This is a genomic window from Streptomyces sp. MAI_2237, from assembly GCF_054189285.1.
The window spans coordinates 1,373,525-1,394,511 of sequence record NZ_JAJPGQ010000003.1; the positions used below are offsets into that span (position 1 = coordinate 1,373,525).

Here is a 20,987-nt window from a genome sequence, read left to right on the forward strand (position 1 = left end):
TAACGACATGGGACTCGAAGAAAAACTGCCGAGCGGCTTCCTGCTGACCACCGTCGAGCAGGCCGCCGGCTGGGTGCGCAAGGCGTCCGTCTTCCCGGCGACCTTCGGCCTGGCCTGCTGCGCCATCGAGATGATGACCACCGGCGCCGGCCGTTACGACCTGGCGCGCTTCGGCATGGAGGTCTTCCGCGGCTCACCCCGCCAGGCGGACCTGATGATCGTCGCCGGCCGGGTCAGCCAGAAGATGGCGCCGGTGCTCAGGCAGGTCTACGACCAGATGCCGAACCCCAAGTGGGTGATCTCCATGGGGGTCTGCGCCTCCTCGGGCGGCATGTTCAACAACTACGCGATCGTGCAGGGCGTCGACCACATCGTCCCGGTCGACATCTATCTCCCGGGCTGCCCGCCACGGCCCGAGATGCTGATGGACGCCATTCTCAAGCTCCACCACAAGATCCAGACCTCCAAGCTCGGCGTGAACGCCAAGGAGGCGGCCCGCGAGGCGGAGGAGGCGGCGCTCAAGGCCCTGCCCACGATCGAGATGAAGGGGCTGCTGCGGTGAGCGACGCGAACGGCGTGAACCCCGAGAAGGACCTCGGCGCCTCCAACCTCCCCGGCCAGCGCGGCGAGGGCGGCGAGGAGATCCGCGTCCAGCGCGGCATGTTCGGGGCGAACAACGGCGGGGACACCTCCGGCTACGGCGGCCTGGTCCGCTCGATCCGGCTCCCGGGGGCGGCAGCACGCCCCTACGGCGGCTGGTTCGACGAGGTCGCCGACGAGCTGGAGGGCGCCCTGGAGGAACAGGGCCTGCTGCCCGACAACGCCATCGAGAAGACGGTCGTCGACCGCGACGAGCTCACCTTCCACATCGAGCGCGAGCACCTGCTGCGCGTCGCCCGCACCCTGCGCGACGACCCGGCCCTGCGCTTCGAGCTCTGCACCGGCGTCAGCGGCGTGCACTACCCGCACGACAAGGGCCGCGAGCTGCACGCGGTCTACCACCTGCGCTCGATCACCCACAACAGGCTGATCCGCCTGGAGGTCAGCGCTCCGGACACCGACCCGAAGATCCCGTCGCTGGTGCCGGTGTACCCGACCAACGACTGGCACGAGCGCGAGACCTACGACTTCTTCGGAATCGTCTTCGAGGGTCACCCGGCCCTGACGCGGATCATGATGCCGGACGACTGGCAGGGCCATCCGCAGCGCAAGGACTACCCCCTCGGCGGCATCCCCGTCGAGTACAAGGGCGCCCAGATCCCGGCTCCGGACCAGCGGAGGTCGTACTCGTGAGCACTTCGCAAGCCTCTCCGCGCGAGACCACCGAAGGCACCGTCTACACGGTCACCGGAGGCGACTGGGACGAGGTCGTCCAGTCCGCGGCCCGCGCCGACGACGAGCGCATCGTCGTCAACATGGGTCCCCAGCACCCCTCCACCCACGGAGTGCTGCGCCTGATCCTGGAGATCGAGGGCGAGACGGTCACCGAGGCCCGCTGCGGCATCGGCTACCTCCACACCGGCATCGAGAAGAACCTCGAGTTCCGCACGTGGACGCAGGGCACCACGTTCGTGACGCGCATGGACTACCTGACGTCCTTCTTCAACGAGACCGCCTACTGCCTCGCCGTCGAGAAGCTCCTCGGCATCGAGGACCAGATCAGCGAGCGCGCCAAGATCATCCGGGTGCTCCTGATGGAGCTGAACCGCCTCTCCTCCCACCTGGTGTGCATCGCCACCGGCGGCATGGAACTCGGCGCCACCACGATCATGATCTACGGATTCCGTGATCGTGAAATGATTCTCGACATCTACGAGCTCATCACGGGCCTGCGCATGAACCACGCGTACATCCGGCCCGGCGGACTCGCCCAGGACCTGCCGCCCGGCGCGGTGGACCACATCCGCGAGTTCGTGAAGAAGATGAAGAAGAACCTCCCGGAGTACGACAAGCTCGCCACCGGGAACCCCATCTTCAAGGCCCGTATGCAGGACGTCGGCTATCTGGACCTGGCCGGCTGCATGGCCCTCGGCGCGACGGGACCGATCCTGCGCTCCACCGGCCTGCCGCACGACCTGCGCAAGACCCAGCCCTACTGCGACTACGAGACCTACGACTTCGAGATCCCGACCGCCGACACCTGCGACTCCTACGGGCGCTTCCTGATCCGCCTGGAGGAGATGCGCCAGTCGCTGGGCATCGTCGAGCAGTGCCTGGACCGGCTGCAGCCCGGCCCGGTCATGGTCGCCGACAAGAAGATCGCCTGGCCCGCCCAGCTCGCTCTGGGCCCGGACGGGCTCGGCAACTCCCTCGACCACATCAAGAAGATCATGGGCACCTCCATGGAGGCCCTGATCCACCACTTCAAGCTGGTCACCGAGGGCTTCCGCGTCCCGCCGGGCCAGGCGTACGCGGCCGTCGAATCGCCCAAGGGCGAACTCGGCGTGCACGCCGTCTCCGACGGCGGCACCCGCCCCTACCGGGTCCACTTCCGCGACCCGTCCTTCACCAACCTGCAGGCCATGGCGGCGATGTGCGAGGGCGGCCAGGTCGCCGACGTCATCGTCGCCGTCGCGTCCATCGACCCCGTGATGGGAGGCGTCGACCGGTGACCACCAGTTCTTCGGAGCAGGGCGTCAGCCTGGGCATGCCCCAACTGCCCGCGCCCGCCTACCCGGACGACGTCCGTGAACGGCTGGAGAGGGACGCGCGCGAGATCATCGCCCGCTACCCCGACTCCCGCTCGGCCCTGCTGCCACTGCTGCACCTCGTGCAGTCGGAGGAGGGCCATGTCACGCGCACCGGGATGCAGTTCTGCGCGGACGTGCTGGAGCTGACCACGGCCGAGGTCACCGCCGTCGCGACCTTCTACACGATGTACCGGCGCAAGCCGAGCGGCGACTACCAGGTCGGCGTCTGCACCAACACGCTGTGCGCGGTGATGGGCGGCGACGCGATCTTCGAGGAGCTCCAGGAGCACCTCGGCGTCGGCAACGGCGAGACCACCGGCGACGGCAAGGTCACCCTGGAGCACATCGAGTGCAACGCGGCCTGCGACTTCGCGCCGGTGGTGATGGTCAACTGGGAGTTCTTCGACAACCAGACCCCGGCCAGCGCCAAGCGCCTCGTCGACGACCTGCGCGCGGGACGGGACGTCGAGCCCACGCGCGGGGCGCGCCTGTGCACCTTCAAGGAGACCGCGCGGATCCTGGCCGGCTTCCCCGACGAGCGCCCCGGGGCCGTCGAGGCGGGCGGCAGCGCGGGAGCGGCGTCGCTGGTGGGCCTCCGCCTGGCCAAGGGGGAGACCGCACCCGCGCGCGTGGTCCATCCGCGGGACGGCGGCCCGCACGACGAGCCGCAGAACAGGGAAGTGCACGAGCCGTCGCCGACCGAGCACCTCAGCTCGCACGACGCGCCGCAGGACACGTCGGCCTCCGACCCCGCCCACCCGGCAGGGCCCGCAGCCGAGGAGGGGGAGTGATGACCTTGGCACCCGAACTGAAGGACACCGGCCCGGAGAAGCTGCTCGCACCCGTTCTGTCGGCCTTCTGGGACGAGGACAGGTCCTGGTCGCTCGACGTCTACAAGAGGCACGAGGGGTACGAGGGTCTGCGCAAGGCGCTGGCGATGTCGCCGGACGACCTGATCGCGTACGTCAAGGAATCCGGTCTGCGCGGCCGAGGCGGCGCGGGATTCCCGACGGGAATGAAATGGCAGTTCATTCCCCAGGGTGATGGAAAGCCGCACTATCTAGTCGTCAACGCCGATGAGTCGGAGCCGGGGACCTGCAAGGACATCCCGCTCCTCTTCGCGAACCCGCACAGCCTCATCGAGGGCATCGTCATCGCGTGCTACGCCATCAGGTCCTCGCATGCCTTCATCTATCTGCGGGGTGAAGTCGTCCCCGTTCTGCGACGGTTGCACGAGGCCGTGCGCGAGGCCTACGCGGCGGGCTACCTCGGCGAGAACATCCTGGGCAGCGGGCTGAACCTGGAACTCACCGTGCACGCCGGCGCCGGCGCGTACATCTGCGGTGAGGAGACAGCGCTGCTCGACTCGCTCGAAGGCCGCCGGGGTCAACCGCGGCTCCGTCCCCCCTTCCCCGCCGTGGCGGGCCTCTACGCGTGCCCGACTGTGGTGAACAACGTCGAATCCATCGCGTCGGTTCCCGCGATCCTGCATCGGGGCAAGGAATGGTTCCGGTCGATGGGCAGCGAGAAGTCCCCCGGCTTCACGCTGTACTCGCTCAGCGGCCATGTCACGAGCCCCGGCCAGTACGAGGCCCCGCTCGGCATCACGCTGCGCCAGCTGCTGGAGATGAGCGGCGGCATGCGGCCGGGCCACCGGCTGAAGTTCTGGACACCGGGCGGCTCCTCGACACCGATGTTCACCGACGAGCACCTCGACGTACCCCTCGACTACGAGGGCGTCGGCGCCGCCGGTTCCATGCTCGGCACCAAGGCCCTGCAGTGCTTCGACGAGACCACCTGCGTCGTCCGCGCCGTCACCCGCTGGACCGAGTTCTACGCCCACGAGTCCTGCGGCAAGTGCACACCGTGCCGCGAAGGCACCTACTGGCTCGTGCAGTTGCTGCGTGACATCGAGGCCGGCAAGGGCGCCATGGCCGACCTCGACAAGCTCAACGACATCGCCGACAACATCAACGGCAAGGCTTTCTGCGCCCTCGGCGACGGCGCCGCCTCGCCGATCTTCTCCTCGCTGAAGTACTTCCGCGAGGAGTACGAGCAGCACATCACCGGCCGGGGCTGCCCCTTCGACCCGGCGAAGTCGACGGCCTGGGCCGACCGCCCGGAGGTGAACGCATGACCGTGACCACCAACGCTCCCGCGGGAGGGGGAGAGGCGGCGGTCCCGCCGGAGGACCTCGTCACGCTGACCATCGACGGCGCCGAGATCAGCGTGCCCAAGGGCACCCTGGTCATCCGGGCCGCCGAGCAGCTCGGCATCGAGATCCCCCGCTTCTGCGACCACCCCCTCCTCGACCCGGTCGGTGCCTGCCGGCAGTGCATCGTCGAGGTCGAGGGCCAGCGCAAGCCGATGGCGTCCTGCACCATCACGTGCACGGACGGCATGGTCGTCAAGACACAGCTCACCTCGCCGGTCGCCGAGAAGTCCCAGCACGGGGTGATGGAGTTCCTCCTCATCAACCACCCGCTGGACTGCCCGGTCTGCGACAAGGGCGGCGAGTGCCCGCTGCAGAACCAGGCCATGTCGCACGGCCAGGCCGACTCCCGCTTCGACGGCAAGAAGCGGACGTACGAGAAGCCGGTCCCGATCTCCACGCAGGTCCTGCTCGACCGCGAGCGGTGCGTGCTGTGCGCGCGCTGCACCCGCTTCTCCAACCAGATCGCCGGCGACCCGATGATCGAGCTGCTGGAGCGGGGCGCGCTGCAGCAGGTCGGCACCGGCGAGGGCGACCCCTTCGAGTCGTACTTCTCCGGCAACACCATCCAGATCTGCCCGGTGGGCGCGCTCACCTCGGCGGCGTACCGATTCCGCTCCCGCCCCTTCGACCTGGTCTCCTCGCCGAGCGTGTGCGAGCACTGCTCCGGCGGCTGCGCGACCCGCACCGACCACCGGCGCGGCAAGGTCATGCGGCGCCTGGCCGCCAACGACCCCGAGGTCAACCAGGAGTGGATCTGCGACAAGGGCCGCTTCGCGTTCCGCTACGCACAGCAGCGCGACCGGCTCACCACCCCGCTGGTGCGCAACGCCGAGGGTGACCTCGAACCGGCCTCCTGGCCGGAAGCGCTGCAGATCGCCGCGCAGGGCCTGCTCGCCTCGCGCGGCCGCACCGGCGTCCTGACCGGCGGCCGGCTCACCGTCGAGGACGCCTACGCGTACAGCAAGTTCGCGCGCGTGGCGCTCGACACCAACGACGTCGACTTCCGCGCGCGCGTGCACAGCGGCGAGGAGGCCGACTTCCTGGCGGCGCGGGTCGCCGGCCGGGGACGGGACCTCGACGGCACGGGGGTCACGTACACCTCTCTGGAGAAGGCGCCCGCCGTCCTGCTGGTCGGCTTCGAGGCCGAGGAGGAGGCGCCCGGCGTCTTCCTGAGGCTGCGCAAGGCCTGGCGCAAGCACGGCCAGAAGGTGTTCGCGCTGGCCACGCACGCGACGCGCGGCCTGGAGAAGGCGGGCGGCACGCTGCTGCCGGCCGCCCCCGGCACCGAGACCGAGTGGCTGGACGCGCTCGCGAGCGGGGTCGGCCTGGAGGACGACGGCGCGAAGGCCGCCGAGGCGCTGCGCGCCGAGGGCGCCGTGATCGTCGTCGGCGAGCGGTGCGCCGCCGTGGCGGGCGGTCTGACCGCCGCCGTACGGGCCTCCGCCGCCACCGGGGCCCAGCTGGTCTGGATCCCGCGGCGGGCCGGGGAACGCGCGGCCGTGGAGGCCGGCGCGCTGCCGTCCCTGCTGCCGGGCGGGCGTCCGGCGACCGACCCGCGCGCGCGTGAAGAGGTCGCCGCCATGTGGGGGGTCGCGGAACTCCCGCACCGCTACGGCCGCGACACCGGCCAGATCGTGGAGGCCGCGGCGAGCGGCGAACTCCAGGCCCTGGTGGTCGCGGGCGTCGAGATCGCCGACCTGCCCGACCCGGCACGCGCGCGTGAAGCACTTCGCGAGGCCGGGTTCGTGGTGTCGCTGGAGCTGCGGCCCAGTGAGGTCAGCGAGCACGCCAGCGTCGTCCTGCCGGTCGCCGCGGTCGCCGAGAAGGCCGGAACCTTCCTCAACTGGGAGGGCAGGGTGCGCTCCTTCGACGCCGCGCTCAAGCCCGAGCAGATGACGCGCCGCCTCGCGCCGAGCGACGCGCGCGTGCTGCAGATGCTGGCCGACGCCATGGACGTGCACCTGGGTCTGCCCGACCTGCGCACCGTGCGCTCCGAGATCGACCGGCTCGGCCCCTGGGACGGACCGCGCGCCTCCGAACCCCTCGGGATCGGGGCCCAGTTGCCCCGGCCCGCGGCCGGAGAGGCCGTACTCGCCGGACATCGCCTCCTGCTCGACCAGGGTGTCCTGCAAGAGGGCGACGAGGCGCTCGCCGGCACCCGGCACGCCGCCCACGCGCGCTTGTCGGCCGCGACGGCCGCCGAGGCGGGCGTCAAGGACGGCGACGTCCTCGCCGTGACCGGCCCCTCCGGAACGGTCGAACTCCCGCTGCAGACCACCGAGATGCCCGACCGGGTGGTCTGGCTCCCGCTGAACTCCGTCGGCGGGGGAGTCGCCTCCGACACCGGGGCGCTGCCCGGCGACCTCGTCCGCATCGGCCCGGCGACGACCGTCGGCGAGGCCCCGAAGGAGGTGGAGGGATGAGCCCGTACATCGCCGCCGAAGACCTCTCGATGTTCGGCACCGACCCCTGGTGGCTCGTCGTCGTCAAGGCGGTCTTCTGCTTCGCCTTCCTGATGGTGACCGTGCTGTTCTCCATCGTCTGGGAGCGCAAGGTCGTCGCCTGGATGCAGCTGCGCATCGGACCCAACCGGCACGGCCCCTGGGGCATGCTCCAGTCGCTCGCCGACGGTGTGAAGCTGATGCTCAAGGAAGACCTCATCGTCAAGCGCGCCGACAAGGTGGTGTACGTCCTCGCGCCGATCGTCGCGGCCATCCCGGCCTTCATGGCGATCGCGGTGATCCCCTTCGGGCCCGCCGACGACGAGGTCTCGATCTTCGGCACGCGGACCGCGATGCAGCTGACCGACCTGCCGATCGCGATGCTCTTCATCCTCGCGGTCGCCTCGGTCGGCATCTACGGCATCGTGCTGGCGGGCTGGAGCTCCGGCTCGACCTACCCGCTCCTGGGCGGTCTGCGCTCCTGCGCGCAGATGATCTCGTACGAGATCGCCATGGGCGCCGCGTTCGCCTCGGTGTTCCTCTACTCCGGGTCGATGTCGACGTCGACGATCGTCGCGCAGCAGCACGACCGCTGGTACATCCTGCTGCTGCCGGTCTCCTTCATCCTCTACATCGTCACCATGGTGGGCGAGACCAACCGCGCCCCCTTCGACATGCCGGAGTCCGAGGGCGACCTGGTCGGCGGCTTCAACACCGAGTACTCGTCGATCAAGTTCGCGATGTTCATGCTCGCCGAGTACGTCAACATGGTGACGGTCTCGGCCGTGTCGACCACGCTCTTCCTCGGCGGCTGGCGCGCCCCCTGGCCGATCAGCACCTTCTGGGAGGGCGCCAACCACGGCTGGTGGCCGCTCCTCTGGTTCACGATCAAGGTGCAGCTGCTGCTGTTCTTCTTCATCTGGCTGCGCGGCACGCTCCCGCGGGTCCGCTACGACCAGCTGATGAAGCTCGGCTGGAAGGTCCTCATCCCCGTCTCCGTGGTCTGGCTGATGCTGGTCGCGACGGTGCGGGCGCTGAAGAACGAGAACTACGACTTCGCCGACATCGCCCTCTACATCGGCGGCGCCGTCCTCGCCCTGCTCCTGCTGTCCTTCGTCGCCGACATGTTCCGCGAGAAGGCCAAGGCGAGCGGGCAGGAGGCCGCGCAGCCGACCGGGTTCGACCCGATGGCGGGCGGATTCCCCGTACCGCCGCTGCCCGGACAGGAACTCCCGCCGGTGCCGAGGCGCAGCTCGCGCCGAGAGCGGGAGCTGATTGTCAGTGGCGGACCGGATACTGCCAGTGACGGATCTTCGGATGGAAAGGAGGCGTCCGATGGCTGAGGAGCCCAAGGAGACCAAGCCCGGTTTCATGAACCCCGTCGCCGGCTTCGGCGTGACCTTCAAGGCCATGTTCAAGAAGCGGCTGACCGAGCAGTACCCGGAGCAGCAGAAGACCACCGCTCCCCGTTTCCACGGACGGCACCAGCTCAACCGCCATCCGGACGGCCTGGAGAAGTGCGTCGGCTGCGAGCTGTGCGCCTGGGCCTGCCCCGCCGACGCCATCTACGTGGAGGGCGCCGACAACACCGACGAGGAGCGCTACTCGCCGGGCGAGCGGTACGGCCGCGTCTACCAGATCAACTACGCCCGCTGCATCCTGTGCGGCCTGTGCATCGAGGCGTGCCCCACGCGGGCGCTCACGATGACCAACGAGTTCGAGCTGGCCGACTCCAGCCGCGCCAACCTCATCTACACCAAGGAGCAGCTGCTCGCCGGTCTGGAAGAGGGCATGGTCGACTCCCCGCACGCGATCTACCCGGGGACGGACGAACAGGACTACTACCGGGGCCTGGTCACCGAGGCCGCACCCGGCACGGTCCAACAGACCGCCGTCTCCAAGGGCGAGGTCGTCCAGGAGGCCGCCTCGACCTTCGGTGAGGAAGAGCCCGCGTCGGAGAAGGTGATCGGCCGATGAGCGCGCAACTCGCCGCCTACTCCACCTCCACCGGAGAGGCCTTCCAGTTCTGGGTCCTCGGCACCGTCGCGGTGATCGGCGCCCTGTCCACCGTCTTCATGAAGAAGTCCGTGCACAGCGCGCTGTCCCTCGCCGGCACCATGATCGTCCTGGCGATCTTCTACCTCGCCAACGGCGCCTACTTCCTGGGCATCGTGCAGATCGTCGTCTACACCGGCGCGATCATGATGCTGTTCCTCTTCGTGGTGATGCTCGTCGGCGTGACGGCCGCGGACTCGCTGAAGGAGACCATCAAGGGGCAGCGCTGGCTGGCCCTTCTCTGCGGTATCGGCTTCGGGGTCCTGCTGTTCGCCGGGATCGGCAACGCCTCCCTGAAGGAGTTCAACGGCACCGGCCAGGCGAACGCCAACGGCAATGTGGAGGGCCTCGCGGCCCTCATCTTCACCAAGTACGTCTTCGCCTTCGAGATCACCGGCGCGCTGCTGATCACGGCCGCCGTCGGCGCGATGGTGCTCACCCACCGCGAGCGCACCGAGCGCGCCAAGACCCAGCGCGAGCTGTCCGAGCAGCGCGTGCGCGAGGGCAAGCACGTGCCGCCGCTGCCGGCGCCCGGCGTGTACGCCCGGCACAACGCGGTCGACATCGCGGGCCTGCTGCCCGACGGCACCCCCTCGGAGCTCACGGTCAGCAAGACGCTGCGCGACCGCGGCCAGATCCGCGACGTGTCGGCCCAGGCGCTCAACGACCTCAAAGCGCTGGAACAGCGCGCCGAGGAACGCCTGGAGCGCACCGAGATCGAACCGGCCACCTTCAAGCGGGAGGAGGCGTCGAAGTGAACCCGGTCAACTACCTCTATCTCTCGGCCCTGTTGTTCACGATCGGCGCCACCGGCGTGCTGATCAGGCGCAACGCGATCGTCGTCTTCATGTGCATCGAGCTGATGCTGAACGCCTGCAACCTCGCGTTCGTCACCTTCTCCCGGATGCACGGCAACCTCGACGGCCAGATCATCGCGTTCTTCACGATGGTCGTCGCCGCCGCGGAGGTCGTGGTCGGACTCGCGATCATCGTGTCCCTGTTCCGCACCCGCCACTCGGCCTCGGTCGACGACGCCAGCCTGATGAAGCTCTGAGGGGTCGGAAAGAATCGTGGAGAACCTGATTGCGCTGCTGGTGGCGGCGCCACTGCTCGGAGCGGCCGTACTGCTGTGCGGCGGCCGGCGGCTCGATGCCGTCGGCCACTGGATCGGCACCCTGATGTCGACCGCCTCCTTCGTGTTCGGTGTGATCCTCTTCGCCGACCTGCTCGGCAAGAACGCCGAACACCGCACGCTGATCCAGCACCTGTGGACGTGGATCCCGGTCGAGAGCTTCCAGGCGGACGTCACCTTCCGCCTGGACCAGCTGTCGATGACGTTCGTCCTGCTGATCACCGGCGTCGGCTCGCTGATCCACCTGTACTCGGTCGGGTACATGGAGCACGACGAGCGCCGCCGCCGCTTCTTCGGCTATCTGAACCTGTTCCTCGCGGCGATGCTGCTGCTGGTCCTCGCCGACAACTACCTTCTGCTGTACGTCGGCTGGGAGGGCGTCGGTCTGGCGTCCTACCTGCTGATCGGCTTCTGGCAGCACAAGCCCAGCGCGGCGACGGCGGCGAAGAAGGCCTTCCTGGTCAACCGCGTCGGCGACATGGGCCTGTCCATCGCGATCATGCTGATGTTCGCGACGTTCGGGACCTTCGCCTTCGGCCCGGTCCTCGGCCACGCGACCGACGCCTCCCAGGGCAAGCTCACCGCCATCGCCCTGATGCTCCTGCTCGCCGCCTGCGGCAAGTCCGCCCAGGTGCCGCTGCAGTCCTGGCTCGGGGACGCGATGGAGGGCCCGACCCCGGTCTCGGCCCTCATCCACGCCGCGACGATGGTGACCGCGGGCGTCTACCTGATCGTCCGCTCCGGAGCGATCTTCAACGCAGCGCCGGACGCCCAGCTCGTGGTCACCGTGGTCGGCGCGGTCACGCTCCTGTTCGGTGCGATCGTCGGTTGCGCCAAGGACGACATCAAGAAGGCGCTGGCCGGCTCGACCATGTCGCAGATCGGCTACATGGTCCTCGCCGCCGGTCTCGGCCCCATCGGCTACGTCTTCGCGATCATGCACCTGGTGACGCACGGCTTCTTCAAGGCCGGGCTCTTCCTCGGTGCCGGCTCGGTCATGCACGGCATGAACGACGAGGTCGACATGCGCAAGTACGGCGGCCTGCGGAAGTACATGCCGGTCACCTTCATCACCTTCGGCCTCGGCTACCTCGCGATCATCGGCTTCCCGGGCCTGTCCGGCTTCTTCTCCAAGGACAAGATCATCGAGGCGGCCTTCGCCAAGGGCGGCACCGAGGGCTGGATCCTCGGCGCGTGCGCCCTGGTGGGCGCGGCCATCACCGCGTTCTACATGACCCGCGTGATGCTGATGACCTTCTTCGGCGAGGAGCGCTGGAAGAACCAGCCGACCCGCTCCCCGGAGGCACCGAGCGCGGAGCCCGCCGCCGAGCACCGGGGCGAGCACGCCGAGCCGCACCCGCACGAGTCCCCGAAGGTCATGACGATCCCCATGATCGTGCTGGCTTTCGGCTCGGTCTTCGCCGGCTTCTTCTTCAACCTCGGCGACCGCTTCCTGCACTGGCTGGAGCCGGTCACCGGGCACAGTGAGGGCGACTCCCCGCTCAGCGCGGCGACCGTCACCGGCGCGACGATGGTCTGCCTGGTCATCGGCGTCGGCATCGCGTACGCCATGTACGGCCGCCGCCCGGTGCCGTCCGTCGCCCCGCGCGGTTCGCTGCTCACCCGGGCCGCCCGGCGCGACCTGCTGCAGGACGACTTCAACCACGTCGTCCTGGTCCGCGGCGGCGAACACCTCACGCGCTCCCTGGTGTACGTCGACCACACCCTGGTCGACGGTGTCGTCAACGGCACGGCCGCCTCGGTCGGGGGCCTGTCCGGACGGATGCGCAAGCTGCAGAACGGCTTCGCGCGCTCCTACGCGGTCTCGATGTTCGGCGGTGCGGCGGTCCTCGTCGCCGCGACCCTGCTGATGAGGGCGGTCTGATACCGATGTCCTTTCCTCTGCTGACAGCGACGGCGGTGCTCCCCGCGATCGGGGCGGTCGCCACGGCGGCCGTGCCGGCCGCGCAGCGCACCGCCGCGAAGTGGCTGGCACTGCTCGTCTCGCTGGCCACGCTCGCCCTTGCGATCACCGTCCTGGTCCGCTTCGACCCGAACGGCGGCCGCTACCAACTGACCGAGTCCCACGCCTGGATCGCGGACTTCGGAGTCCGCTACGAACTGGGAGTGGACGGCATCGCGGTGGCGCTGCTCGCGCTGACCGCCCTGCTGATCCCGTTCATCATCCTCGCGGGCTGGCACGACGCCGACCCGCTGGAGACCGGAAGCCGCCGCTGGCGGCCGACGCAGGGCTTCTTCGCCCTGATCCTGGCCGTCGAGGCGATGGTGATCATCTCCTTCGAGGCCACCGACGTCTTCCTCTTCTACATCTTCTTCGAAGCCATGCTCATCCCGATGTACTTCCTCATCGGCGGCTTCGGGGACCGTGCCCACGAGCACGGCGAGGAGACGGCGTCCACGCAACGGTCGTACGCGGCCGTGAAGTTCCTCCTCTACAACCTGGTCGGCGGACTGATCATGCTGGCCGCGGTGATCGGCCTGTACGTGGTCGCCGGGAACTTCAGCCTCCAGGAGATCGCCCAGGCCCGCGCCAACGGCTCGCTGCACATGGCGACGAGCACCGAGCGCTGGCTGTTCCTCGGCTTCTTCTTCGCCTTCGCGGTGAAGGCGCCGCTGTGGCCGCTGCACACCTGGCTGCCCAACGCCATGCAGGAGTCCACCGCCCCGGTCGCCGTCCTCATCACGGCGGTCGTCGACAAGGTGGGCACCTTCGCGATGCTCCGCTTCTGCCTCCAGCTGTTCCCGGAGGCCAGCAAGTGGGCGACGCCCGTGATCCTCGTCCTGGCGCTCGTCAGCATCGTCTACGGCGCGCTGCTCGCGGTCGGCCAGCGGGACATCAAGCGCCTGGTGGCGTACGCGTCGATCTCGCACTTCGGCTTCATCATCATGGGCATCTTCGCGATGACCAGCCAGGGCCAGTCCGGCGCGACGCTCTACATGGTCAACCACGGCATCTCCACGGCCGCGTGGATGCTGCTGGCCGGCTTCCTCATCTCGCGGCGCGGCTCCCGGCTCATCGCCGACTACGGCGGCGTGCAGAAGGTCGCCCCGGTGCTCGCCGGCACGTTCCTGATCGGCACGCTGGCCACGCTGTCCCTGCCGGGACTGGCGCCGTTCGTGAGCGAGTTCCTGGTCCTGGTCGGCACGTTCACGCGCTACCCGGCGATCGGCATCATCGGCACCTTCGGCATCGTGCTCGCCGCGCTCTACGCCCTCGTCCTCTACCAGCGGACGATGACGGGCCCGGTGAAACCGGAGGTCTCCGCGATGCCCGACCTCAGGGTGCGCGAGCTCCTCGTGGTGGCCCCGCTGATCGTTCTGCTGATCTTCCTGGGCGTCTACCCGAAGCCGGTGACGGACATCGTCAACCCGGCCGTGAAGTCGACCCTGTCCGACGTACACAAGACGGACCCCAAGCCTGAGGTGGAGGCGGTGGCCAAGTGAGCGCAGCAGCCGTCCACAGCCTGTGGACAACGGCGGCGACCGCAGCCGACCCGATTTCGAAGATCAACGCGCCGAAGATCGAGTACGCGCAGCTGTCGCCCACCCTGATCGTCGTGGGCGCGGCGATCGTCGGCGTACTCGTCGAGGCGTTCGTCCCGCGCAAGTCCCGTTACTACGCCCAGGTGTTCGTGTCCCTCGTCGCGCTCGTCGCCGCCTTCGCCGCGGTCGTCGCGCTCGCCTCGGACGGATACGGCACCACCAAGGCGCACATCGCGGCGATGGGCGCGATCGCGGTCGACGGGCCGGCCCTGTTCCTGCAGGGCACGATCCTGCTGGCCGGACTGGTCGGCCTGTTCACCTTCGCCGAGCGGCGCCTGGACCCGGCGGCGCACGGCAACCGGGTCGACTCCTTCGCCGCGCAGGCCGCGTCCGTGCCGGGCAGCGACAGCGAGAAGGCGGCCGTGAAGGCCGGGTTCACCACCACCGAGGTGTTCCCGCTGCTGCTCTTCGCGATCGCCGGAATGCTGGTCTTCCCCTCGGCCAACGACCTGCTGACCCTGTTCGTGGCCCTGGAGGTCTTCTCCCTCCCGCTCTACCTGATGTGCGCCCTGGCCCGCCGCAAGCGGCTCATGTCGCAGGAGGCCGCGGTCAAGTACTTCCTGCTCGGCGCGTTCGCCTCCGCGTTCACCCTGTTCGGCATCGCCATGCTGTACGGCTACGCGGGCTCGGTGTCGTACGGGCGCATCGCGCAGGTCGTCGACGGCACGGTCACCAACGTCGACCCGGCGCTCGCGGGCACCATGGGCAACGACGCGCTGCTGCTGCTCGGCGGCGCGATGATCCTCATGGGGCTGCTGTTCAAGGTCGGCGCCGTGCCGTTCCACATGTGGACGCCGGACGTCTACCAGGGCGCGCCGACCCCGGTGACCGGGTTCATGGCGGCGGCGACGAAGGTGGCGGCGTTCGGTGCGCTGCTGCGGCTGCTGTACGTCGTCCTGCCGGGCATGCGCTGGGACTGGCGGCCGGTGATGTGGGCCGTCGCGATCGTCACCATGCTGGGCGGCGCGATCGTCGCGATCACCCAGACGGACATCAAGCGGCTGCTGGCGTACTCGTCGATCGCGCACGCCGGATTCATCCTCGCCGGTGTCATCGCCACGTCGAAGGACGGCGTCTCGTCCGTCCTCTTCTACCTGGCCGCGTACTCCTTCGTGACGATCGGTGCCTTCGCCGTGGTCACGCTGGTGCGCGACGCGGGCGGCGAGGCGACGCACCTGTCCAAGTGGGCGGGGCTCGGCCGCCGTTCGCCGCTGGTGGCGGCCGTGTTCGCGGTGTTCCTGCTGGCCTTCGCCGGTATCCCGCTGACCTCCGGCTTCGCCGGGAAGTTCGCCGTGTTCAAGGCGGCGGCGGAGGGCGGGGCGGCCCCGCTGGTCGTGATCGGTGTGATCTCGTCCGCGGTGGCGGCCTTCTTCTACATCCGCGTGATCGTGCTGATGTTCTTCAGCGAGCCCAGGCCGGAGGGCCCGACGGTCGCCGTGCCGTCGCCGCTGACGATGACCGCGATCGGGCTCGGTGTGGTGGTCACGCTGGTGCTCGGTGTGGCGCCGCAGTACTTCCTGGACCTGGCGAGCCAGGCGAGCGTCTTCGTGCGCTGATCGGGAACGCGTGCGCGTCGGGCCCCGGTTCTCCGTGTGGGAGCCGGGGCCTTCGCGCGTGTCGGATCAGGTGGTCGGGCACGTGACGTCGGGGTTGTACGCCGCGAGGAGTCCGTTGTCGTTGGGCTGGTAGAGCCACGCGTGGAGAATGAAGTAACCGGGCGGGTTGTCGTCGAAGGTCTCGCCGAACAGCGTCGGCGCGGCCTGCCCCGTGTTCTTGACGATCCACTCCACCGCGACCAGTTTGCGGTGGTCGCCGATCCCGTCCGTGTCCACGTAGTCGTCGCCGTCCATGTCCGCGTACACGAGGGCCGCCGGTCTGGCCGGATCGAGTGAGCCGATGTTCGCCTTGTTGACGTAGTGGTAGCCCACGCCTCCCGCGGCGGTGGCGTAGCACCCGCCTCTGGGGACGAAGCCACCGTCCTCGGCGAAACCCTCGTAGGCGTACCGGGCCGTCGCGTTGTACGTGTCGATGAGCTCGGTCCACACGGAGGGGTCGGGGTCGGCCTGGGCGGGCGCGGCCGACAGGGAGCAGACAGCCGCCACCGCCACGGTGACGGCGGCCTTGAGGAGCCGAGGGGCCATCGCGGTGCTCCTTGCAATCGTGGGATGCGATCGGGGATGCGCGGGACACCCGCGTCCCGCCCGAGCAGCATGTCCCGGCCCATACGGCCGCGCCACGCGACGCGAGCCATTGGGTGGAGCGCCGATCGCCCGGCGCGGGCCTGTGGACAACTCCGGCTCTGTCAGTCCGGACCCCTATCGTGGAGGCAGTGGTCGAGGGACGACACACGGGGGACGAGCGATGCACGGGATCGGCGGGACGGTTGTGACGACCGAGGCACACACGCCTGTGGCACACGGCGACAGCGAGGCACTCGCCACGCTCCACCGCGTCTTCGGGTACGACAGCTTCCGCGGCGAGCAGGAAGCGGTCATCGAGCACGTGGTGGCGGGCGGCGACGCCGTGGTCCTCATGCCGACCGGCGGCGGCAAGTCGCTGTGCTACCAGATCCCGTCCCTGGTCAGACCCGGCACCGGAATCGTGGTCTCCCCGCTCATCGCGCTGATGCAGGACCAGGTGGACGCGCTGCGGGCGCTCGGTGTGCGCGCCGGGTTCATGAACTCCACGCAGGACTTCGACGAGCGGCGGGTGGTCGAGGCCGAGTTCCTGGCCGGCGAGCTGGATCTGCTCTACCTCGCCCCGGAGCGGCTGCGGCTGGAGACCACCCTGGACCTTCTCTCCTGCGGCAAGATCGCCCTCTTCGCGATCGACGAGGCCCACTGCGTCTCCCAGTGGGGCCACGACTTCCGCCCCGACTACCTCGCCCTGTCGCTGCTCGGCGAGCGCTGGCCGGACGTGCCGCGTGTCGCGCTCACGGCGACGGCCACCCGCGCCACCCACGAAGAGCTCACCCAGCGGCTGCACATGCCGGCCGCCCGGCACTTCGTGGCGAGCTTCGACCGGCCCAACATCCAGTACCGGATCGTGCCGAAGGCGGACCCCAAGAAGCAGCTGCTGGCGTTCCTGCGCGAGGAGCACGCGGGGGACGCGGGCATCGTGTACTGCCTCTCCCGCAAGTCGGTGGAGGCGACGGCGGAGTTCCTGACCCGCAACGGCATCGAGGCGGTGCCCTACCACGCGGGCCTGGACGCGGGCACCCGCGCGGCGCACCAGTCCCGGTTCCTGCGCGAGGAGGGCCTGGTCGTGGTGGCGACCATCGCCTTCGGAATGGGCATCGACAAGCCGGACGTCCGCTTCGTCGCCCACCTCGACCTGCCCAAGTCGGTCGAGGGCTACTACCAGGAGACGGGCCGCGCCGGGCGTGACGGCCTGCCCTCCACGGCCTGGATGGCCTACGGCCTCAACGACGTCATACAGCAGCGCAAGATGATCCAGTCCTCCGAGGGCGACGAGGCGTTCCGCCGCCGGGCCGCCGCCCACCTGGACGCGATGCTGGCGCTGTGCGAGAGCGCCCGGTGCCGGCGCGGCCAGCTCCTCGCCTACTTCGGGCAGGACCCGGACGCGGCGGACTGCGGCAACTGCGACACCTGCCTCACCCCGCCCGAGACCTGGGACGGCACGGTCGCCGCGCAGAAGGTGCTGTCCACGGTGGTGCGGCTGCAGCGGGAACGGGGACAGAAGTTCGGCGCCGTGCAGATCGTCGACATCCTGCTGGGCAGGCGCACGGCCAAGGTCATCCAGTTCGACCACGACCAGCTCTCCGTGTTCGGCATCGGCGAGGACCTCACCGAGGGCGAATGGCGCGGTGTGGTGCGGCAGTTGCTCGCGCAGGGGCTGCTCGCGGTCGAGGGCGACTACGGCACGCTGGTGCTCACCGAGGCGAGCGGCTCGGTGCTGCGGCGCGAGCGAGAGGTGCCGCTGCGCAAGGAGCCGAAGAAGCCGGTGACCGCACGGTCGGCGTCCTCCGCCAAGGGCTCCAAGGCCAAGGCCGCCGCGGCCGAGCTGCCCGAGGCGCTCCAACCGGCCTTCGAGGCGCTGCGCGCCTGGCGGGCCGAACAGGCCAGGGAGCAGGGCGTCCCGGCCTACGTCATCTTCCACGACGCCACGCTCCGGGAGATCGCCACGGCCTGGCCGACCTCCGTGCAGCAGCTCGGCGGCGTCAGCGGCGTCGGCGAGAAGAAGCTGGTGACGTACGGCGAGGGGGTGCTGGCGGTGCTGGCCTCGCTGGGCGCGGCGCCCGGCGAGACGCCCGCGGCGGACACCGGTCCGAGTACCGAGGACGACTGGCCGGAGATGGAGGAGGAGCCGGAGCCGGACGACTGGATGTAGAGGGGGACAGGGCGCTGAGGCGGACGGGGGCGCCGCGGGTCAGGCCAGTGCCGTCAGCCCGGGGCCGAAGACGATCAGCAGCGGCAGCAGCGGCACCAGCGCGGCGACGGTCGCCGTGAGGGCCCGGTGGCGGCGTCCCAGCCTGCGCGGCGGCTGCAGCAGCCGGTTGACGCGCTCGCCGAGCAGGCGGTGGCTGGAGGAGCAGGACAGCACGCCCCGGTGCTGGTTCAGCTCGATCAGCGCCAGCGCGGTCGTCAGGTGCCCGCACCGCCGGGACGCAGTGTCGTCGGCGGCCAGCTCGACCAGCCGGTGCGTCTGGTCGCAGAAGTGGGCGAACAGCGGCACCCGGGGAAAACCCGTGGCCAGGGCCGTCGACAGATGCAGCAGCCAGTCGTGGTGGGCCCGCGCGTGGTCCTGCTCGTGTGTCAGCACGGCGTCCAGCTGGTGGTCGGTGAGCCGGTGCAGGGCGCCCGTCGTGACGACCAGCTGCGCCGGGTGGCCCGGCATCCACCAGGCGTCCGGATACTCGTCCTCCAGCACCAGCAGCGGACCGCGCGCCACCGCCTCGAGACCGGCGGGCAGCTCCGGCGCCCGCTCGCGCAAGTGCGCCCGGGTCACCCCGCGCCGCCGCCGCGCCTCGACGACCTCGCGGGTGAGCATCGCGGTGCTCCAGGCGGCCCCGCAGGCCAGCAGCAGGGTGAGGGCGGAGGCCCAGACGGGCGCGGCGGACAGGTCGTACGCCGCGGTCACCGCCGGCGGCGCGGGCGCGAACAGCTGGGCGCGCACCGTGCCGAACACGGCGGCCGCGCCCAGCGTCAGCGCCGTCAGGCAGCACAGCAGGACCGTGGCGACCAGGCACTGCCACACCCACAGGGCGACGACGGGCTCCCGCTCGGGCCAGGCCGCCCGTACCAGGGCGCGCGGCACCGGCACGGCGGCCGTCAGGGCGACGACGGTCAGCAGGAGCAGGCAGTAGGTCATGCCGCGGGCTCCGGTTCCTGGTCGGGAGGAAAGGGGCGAGGGCGGGGCGGCCGGCGCGGGGCCCGCCGTTCCGGCGGGCCCCGCGCACGAGTCGTCCGCCGCCAGTATGACGGCGAAGGGGGCGCCCGTCAGGAGACGCGGAAGACCCACTACGTCACGTGAGTCCCCGGTCACCCGGCACGGGACCGCCGGCCGGCTCCCGGCCCCAACTTCCGCTCACCCCGCGACGATCCGCCCCGTGACCTCGCCGAGGCCCACCCGGACCCCGCCCGGGCCAGGCGCCCACGCCGACAGGGTCACCACGTCCCCGTCCTCCAGGAACGTCCGCTTGCCCTCCGGAAGTTCCAGCGGGTCCCGCCCGTTCCAGGTCAGCTCCAGCAGGGAGCCGCGCTGCCCTGGCTCCGGACCGCTCACCGTGCCCGAGCCGTACAGGTCGCCGGTGCGCAGCGAGGCGCCGTTGACCGTCATCTGGGCGAGCTGCTGGGCGGCCGTCCAGTACATGGTGGAGAAGGGCGGCTCGGAGACGACGTGACCGTTGACGGCGACCGAGATCCGCAGGTCGTACCCGCCCGGCTCCACCGCCGCGCCGGAGGAGGCGGTGTCGTCGAGGTACGGAAGCAAGGTGTGAGTGCGCTCCGGCGGTGCCACGCGCGCGTGGTCGAGGGCGTCCAGGGGGGTGATCCACGCCGACACCGAGGTGGCGAACGACTTGCCGAGGAACGGTCCGAGGGGGACGTACTCCCAGGCCTGGATGTCCCGCGCCGACCAGTCGTTGAGCAGGCACAGTCCGAAGACGTGCTCGGGGAACTCCGCCAGTCCCACGGACGTTCCCATGGCGGAGGGCACGCCCACCACGAAACCCACCTCCGCCTCGATGTCGAGGCGCACCGACGGCCCGAAGACCGGCTCCGCGTCCCCCGGAGCCTTCCGCTGGCCGTTGGGCCGTACGACATCGGTGCCCGAGACGACCACGGTCCCCGACCGTCCGTGGTAGCCGATCGGCAGGTGCTTCCAGTTCGGTGTCAGGGAGTCCGCCGCGTCCGGGCGGAAGATCTGGCCGACGTTCCGCGCGTGGTGCTCGGAGGAGTAGAAGTCGACGTAGTCGGCGACCTCGAACGGCAGGTGGAGCGTCACCTGCGACAGCGGGTGGAAGTGCTCGGCGATCGTCTCCCGGTGCACCGTCACCCACGCCGTCAGCGCACGGCGTACGTCCGACCAGGTGGTGCGACCGGCGGACAGGAGCGCGTTCAGGGTCGGTTGCGCGAGCAGGGGCGCGTACGGCGAGCCGAGCGCCCGGGCCGCGGCGCCCGCGTCCAGGACGTGGTCGCCGAGCCGGACGCCGACGGTCCGCTCGCCGGCGGCCCCGAGGGAAAAGACGCCGTAGGGCAGGTTGTGCGGGCCGAAGGGGTCGCCCTCGGGGACGTCGAAGGGGGGCATGGGGTGCTGCCTCACTCTCACCTGTGTCACGAGCCAAGAACCGCACACCGGCGTGCGGCCCCGCCACACGTTACGGCCGAGTCGCCTGCCCTGACAGTGTCTAAAGAGTTTGCAATGTCCGA

The 20,987-nt window shown here is 70.1% G+C and carries 17 protein-coding genes; 14 read left to right on the top strand and 3 right to left on the bottom strand.

Annotated elements, in window-relative coordinates:
* Window positions 1–7: 7 nt before the first annotated feature.
* From LN251_RS16715 to nuoN, 13 genes are read left to right on the top strand one after another with little or no spacing between them, the layout of a single operon-like run.
* Window positions 8–562 carry a NuoB/complex I 20 kDa subunit family protein gene (locus LN251_RS16715; RefSeq protein ID WP_058923874.1) on the top strand — a complete coding sequence of 185 codons (555 nt, stop codon included), beginning with the start codon at window positions 8–10 and terminating at the stop codon, window positions 560–562.
* Entirely contained in the window at window positions 559–1,293 is a 735-nt protein-coding gene (locus tag LN251_RS16720; RefSeq protein WP_458245121.1) for an NADH-quinone oxidoreductase subunit C, read from the top strand. Before LN251_RS16715 ends, LN251_RS16720 begins: the two co-directional genes overlap by 4 nt.
* Window positions 1,290–2,612, top strand: coding sequence for an NADH-quinone oxidoreductase subunit D (locus tag LN251_RS16725; RefSeq protein ID WP_458245122.1), 1,323 nt, complete (start codon window positions 1,290–1,292; stop codon window positions 2,610–2,612). Before LN251_RS16720 ends, LN251_RS16725 begins: the two co-directional genes overlap by 4 nt.
* The gene (nuoE, locus tag LN251_RS16730) at window positions 2,609–3,481 is read left to right on the top strand and encodes an NADH-quinone oxidoreductase subunit NuoE (protein ID WP_458245123.1); all 873 of its coding nucleotides are present in this window, start codon (window positions 2,609–2,611) and stop codon (window positions 3,479–3,481) included. The genes LN251_RS16725 and nuoE overlap by 4 nt, the downstream gene beginning before the upstream one ends.
* Window positions 3,481–4,827, top strand: coding sequence for an NADH-quinone oxidoreductase subunit NuoF (nuoF, locus tag LN251_RS16735; RefSeq protein ID WP_458245124.1), 1,347 nt, complete (start codon window positions 3,481–3,483; stop codon window positions 4,825–4,827). Before nuoE ends, nuoF begins: the two co-directional genes overlap by 1 nt.
* Window positions 4,824–7,328, top strand: a complete 2,505-nt coding sequence (locus LN251_RS16740; RefSeq protein ID WP_458245125.1) for an NADH-quinone oxidoreductase subunit G — start codon at window positions 4,824–4,826, stop codon at window positions 7,326–7,328. Before nuoF ends, LN251_RS16740 begins: the two co-directional genes overlap by 4 nt.
* On the top strand, window positions 7,325–8,689 hold the full coding sequence (gene nuoH / locus LN251_RS16745; protein WP_458245126.1) for an NADH-quinone oxidoreductase subunit NuoH: 1,365 nt from the start codon (window positions 7,325–7,327) through the stop codon (window positions 8,687–8,689). Before LN251_RS16740 ends, nuoH begins: the two co-directional genes overlap by 4 nt.
* A complete protein-coding gene (nuoI, locus tag LN251_RS16750; protein WP_142154528.1) occupies window positions 8,682–9,323 on the top strand; it encodes an NADH-quinone oxidoreductase subunit NuoI in 642 nt (213 codons plus the stop codon). The genes nuoH and nuoI overlap by 8 nt, the downstream gene beginning before the upstream one ends.
* Complete coding sequence (locus LN251_RS16755; RefSeq protein WP_458245127.1) at window positions 9,320–10,159, top strand: NADH-quinone oxidoreductase subunit J; 840 nt, start codon at window positions 9,320–9,322, stop codon at window positions 10,157–10,159. The genes nuoI and LN251_RS16755 overlap by 4 nt, the downstream gene beginning before the upstream one ends.
* The gene (gene nuoK / locus LN251_RS16760; protein WP_071384283.1) at window positions 10,156–10,455 is read left to right on the top strand and encodes an NADH-quinone oxidoreductase subunit NuoK; all 300 of its coding nucleotides are present in this window, start codon (window positions 10,156–10,158) and stop codon (window positions 10,453–10,455) included. Before LN251_RS16755 ends, nuoK begins: the two co-directional genes overlap by 4 nt.
* Window positions 10,456–10,471: 16 nt before the next feature.
* Window positions 10,472–12,418 carry an NADH-quinone oxidoreductase subunit L gene (gene nuoL / locus LN251_RS16765; protein ID WP_458245128.1) on the top strand — a complete coding sequence of 649 codons (1,947 nt, stop codon included), beginning with the start codon at window positions 10,472–10,474 and terminating at the stop codon, window positions 12,416–12,418.
* A gap of 5 nt (window positions 12,419–12,423) precedes the next feature.
* Window positions 12,424–13,998, top strand: a complete 1,575-nt coding sequence (locus LN251_RS16770; protein WP_458245129.1) for an NADH-quinone oxidoreductase subunit M — start codon at window positions 12,424–12,426, stop codon at window positions 13,996–13,998.
* Window positions 13,995–15,653 carry an NADH-quinone oxidoreductase subunit NuoN gene (gene nuoN, locus LN251_RS16775; RefSeq protein ID WP_458245130.1) on the top strand — a complete coding sequence of 553 codons (1,659 nt, stop codon included), beginning with the start codon at window positions 13,995–13,997 and terminating at the stop codon, window positions 15,651–15,653. Before LN251_RS16770 ends, nuoN begins: the two co-directional genes overlap by 4 nt.
* 66 nt (window positions 15,654–15,719) lie before the next feature.
* On the opposite strand, the gene LN251_RS16780 is transcribed toward nuoN, so the two are convergent.
* Window positions 15,720–16,238 carry a hypothetical protein gene (locus tag LN251_RS16780; protein ID WP_458245131.1) on the bottom strand — a complete coding sequence of 173 codons (519 nt, stop codon included), beginning with the start codon at window positions 16,236–16,238 and terminating at the stop codon, window positions 15,720–15,722.
* Window positions 16,239–16,458: 220 nt separating this feature from the next.
* On the opposite strand from LN251_RS16780, the gene recQ reads away from it, so the two are divergent.
* Window positions 16,459–18,447 (top strand): DNA helicase RecQ, encoded by a 1,989-nt coding sequence (recQ, locus tag LN251_RS16785; protein WP_458245132.1) that lies wholly within the window; start codon window positions 16,459–16,461, stop codon window positions 18,445–18,447.
* 39 nt (window positions 18,448–18,486) lie between these two features.
* Here the strand turns inward: recQ and LN251_RS16790 are convergent, their stop codons facing one another.
* Both LN251_RS16790 and fahA read right to left on the bottom strand, forming a co-directional pair.
* Window positions 18,487–19,428, bottom strand: coding sequence for a M56 family metallopeptidase (locus LN251_RS16790; protein ID WP_458245133.1), 942 nt, complete (start codon window positions 19,426–19,428; stop codon window positions 18,487–18,489).
* 216 nt (window positions 19,429–19,644) lie between these two features.
* Entirely contained in the window at window positions 19,645–20,865 is a 1,221-nt protein-coding gene (gene fahA, locus LN251_RS16795) for a fumarylacetoacetase (RefSeq protein WP_458245134.1), read from the bottom strand.
* Window positions 20,866–20,987: the final 122 nt, after the last annotated feature.